The 2,953-nt window shown below is 60.9% G+C and carries 2 protein-coding genes and 1 pseudogene; all 3 read left to right on the top strand.

Features of this window, described 5'->3' with window-relative positions; translation table 11 throughout:
• Positions 1-315: pseudogene (locus ABYA88_RS15935) on the top strand (gamma-glutamylcyclotransferase); the annotation flags it as partial.
• Positions 316-325: 10 nt separating this feature from the next.
• A complete protein-coding gene (locus tag ABYA88_RS15940; protein WP_373188370.1) occupies positions 326-1,036 on the top strand; it encodes a hypothetical protein in 711 nt (236 codons plus the stop codon).
• Positions 1,037-1,060: 24 nt separating this feature from the next.
• A partial coding sequence (locus tag ABYA88_RS15945) for an AAA family ATPase (RefSeq protein ID WP_373188371.1) occupies positions 1,061-2,953 on the top strand: 1,893 nt, incomplete at its 3' end.

Consider the following 2,953-nt stretch of genomic DNA (forward strand, 5'->3'; position numbering starts at 1 on the left):
CCGCCGCCGGGGGAATATCCGACCTTTGACCGCGACACACTGGCCGAGCAGCCATTGCTTACAGCGCTGTATGGCGCCGTGTTCGATATGTCTGCAGCACGGCCGCTACACCATTTTCTCAAAGGTTTTTTTGGCAGCAGGGACATGACTCTTTTTCATCTGAAGCGACTGGACAGCAGCAACCTCGATGAAACAATTGATGACATTCGCCACGGGCGCCTGAATCAGGCCCAGTGGCATTATCTCAACACCTACCTGCATGAATATGCCCGCGAATACCGTTACGCGGGCCGCTATAACTACGACAAGGACTGAGGAGCAAGACATGACGTCATTTCCACCCGCCCTGGCCCACGGCACTATCGAGGAAGTGCTGCCGGAGGTGTTTCTAGTCACCGGCGCCATGGAAACCGTATTGATGGAGCTGGACTGGCAGTTCAGCCGCAACATGATCATTGTCCGCGAAGGCGAACGACTGGTGCTGATCAACTCGGTACGTCTCGACGATCAGGGCCTGGCCGCACTGGACAGCCTGGGCCAGGTGACCGATGTCATCCGGCTGGGCGCGCTACACGGGCGCGACGACGCCTTCTACCTTGACCGCTATCAGGCGCAATACTGGGTCATGCCCGGCCTGGAGCCTGAGCAACAAGACTCGAAAACCCTTGCCGAAGGCTCCCCACTACCCCTGGCCGGCGCTTCGCTGTTCCAGTTCAAGACCAGCAAACTCCCCGAGGGCATACTCCATCTGCAGCGCGATGGGGGCATCCTGTTGGCCTGCGATGCCTTGCAGAACTGGGTGCAACCCGATGAGCATTTCTGTGATGCCTCGCGCCAGCGCATGGAACAGATGGGCTTCTTCACCCCGGCCAATGTCGGCCCGGTCTGGCTCCAGGCTGCAGAGCCGGGCGCCGAAGACTTCGTTCGCCTCAGGGCGCTGACCTTCCGCCACGCCCTGTGCGGCCATGGCGAGCCCTTGCTGGAGGATGCCCACACGGCATTCAGCAGCTCTTTCAATCGACTTTTTCCCTGCTGAGCGTAACCACGCAAGAGGCACCTGATGCACAGCGAATTACAGCTGCCTGGCTACCGGATCGTTACCTGCCTATGGCGCAAGGCAGGCCGAGCCGCCTATCACGCCCGCAGCCTGACCGATGACGCAGAAGTCTGTATCGAGACGCTGGATACCGCCTATCCGGACCGCCGCCAGGTAGCCATGCTTAGCCACGAAGCCAGAATCAGCAGACGTCTGCAGAGGATTGCTGGCATCCGCCGGATCCATACCGTTCTGCCCCACGGCAGTGGCAACCTGGCGCTGGTGTGCGATCTGCTCGACAGCTCACTGGCGACGCTACTGGACCACTCCCCCGGCCGACGCCTGCCGGTGCCACGGGTGCTCAATATTGCCCGCAGACTGACCCAGCTCCTCGGCGAGATACATGCCAGCGACATAGTGCACAAATCACTGTCACCGCACCACGTGCTGATAGAACGCCAGAGCGGCGCACTCGTGCTGGCCGGCTTCGGCATGGCATCCGAACTGAATCAGGAGCGGCAGGCCAGCCAGCTGGTGATCGAATCCCCCGATATGCTGGCGTACATCTCTCCGGAGCAGACGGGCCGCATGAACCGGAGCCTGGACTACCGCTCCGATTACTACTCTCTGGGGTGCGTGCTTTATGAACTGCTGACCGGACAACCCCCGTTCACCGCTGACAATACCCTGGAATGGGTGCACAGCCATATCAGCCGCATTCCGCCATCGCCTGACAAACAGGTGCCGACGCTGCCCGAGCCGGTTTGCGCGGTGGTACTCAAGCTGCTGGCAAAGTCGCCCGAGGACCGCTACCAGAGCAGCATCGGCCTACTGCACGACCTGGACCTCTGCGCCACGGCCCTGGACCAGCACCAGCCGCTGGTGTCCTTCAACCTTGGCGAGCAGGACCAGCTACAGAAATTCCTGGTACCCCAGGCGCTCTATGGCCGCGAGCACGAGTTGCAGACCCTGTATGACCTGTTCGAGCAGGCTGTTGAAGGGCAGACTCGCTTTTGCCTGATTCATGGCTATTCCGGCGTCGGCAAATCGGCGCTGGTCAACGAGATCGACCCTTATCAGATCCGTGAGCACGGCTTTCTGGTGCAGAGCAAGTTCGACCAGTATCAGCGCGGCGAAGCCTACTCGGCACTGGCCGCCACCTTTCGCGCATTGGTGCAACAGATCCTGCTGGAGCCCAAAGAGCAGCTCGCCGCCTGGCGAGAGCGTCTGACCAGCGCACTGGTCCCTAATGCCGCACTGATGATCGACCTGGTGCCGGAACTGGCGGTGATCATCGGGGAGCAGCCACCGGTGATCGAATTGCCTCCGGCCGAAAGTCGCAACCGTTTGCAGCTGATTCTCGCGGCGTTTTTGCGCGTGTTTGCCGACAAGGGCCATCCGGTCGTGCTGTTTCTCGATGACCTGCAATGGAGTGACAGCCCCACGCTCGACCTGTTACGGCGGATAGTAAACTCACGGGAGCAAAGCCATCTCCTGCTGCTAGGCGCCTACCGCAGTAACGAAGTCGGCCCCGGCCACCCGCTGCGATTGCTCCTTGATGACCTGGGAGATCATCAACGCATACACCAGATTCATCTGAATCCGTTGGGCCAGGCCTCGGTGACTCGTCTGGTAGCCGATGCTCTGCGCTGCACGCCAGAGAGCAGCCGTGCTCTCAGCGACATGCTTTTTCACCGCGCCAAAGGCAACCCCTTTTTCACCAACGAGCTGCTGCGCCAATTGCATGCACGGGGCGCCATCTGGTCCGATCCCGGCACCGGCCAGTGGCACTGGCACCTGGACAAGGCCACCTGGGAGGCCACCAGCGATGATGTAGTCGAGTTCATGCTCGATAGTCTGCGCCAACTGCCGGCAGAGACCCAAAAGGTGCTGCAGCTGGCTGCCTGCATCGGCAAC

Source organism: Halopseudomonas sp. (genome assembly GCF_041579695.1).
Lineage (GTDB): Bacteria > Pseudomonadota > Gammaproteobacteria > Pseudomonadales > Pseudomonadaceae > Halopseudomonas.

Coding starts and splice junctions, on each gene's coding strand:
- ABYA88_RS15940 (WP_373188370.1), top strand. CDS start 326: ATGACGTCATTTCCACCCGCCCTGGCCCACGGCACTATCGAGGAAGTG.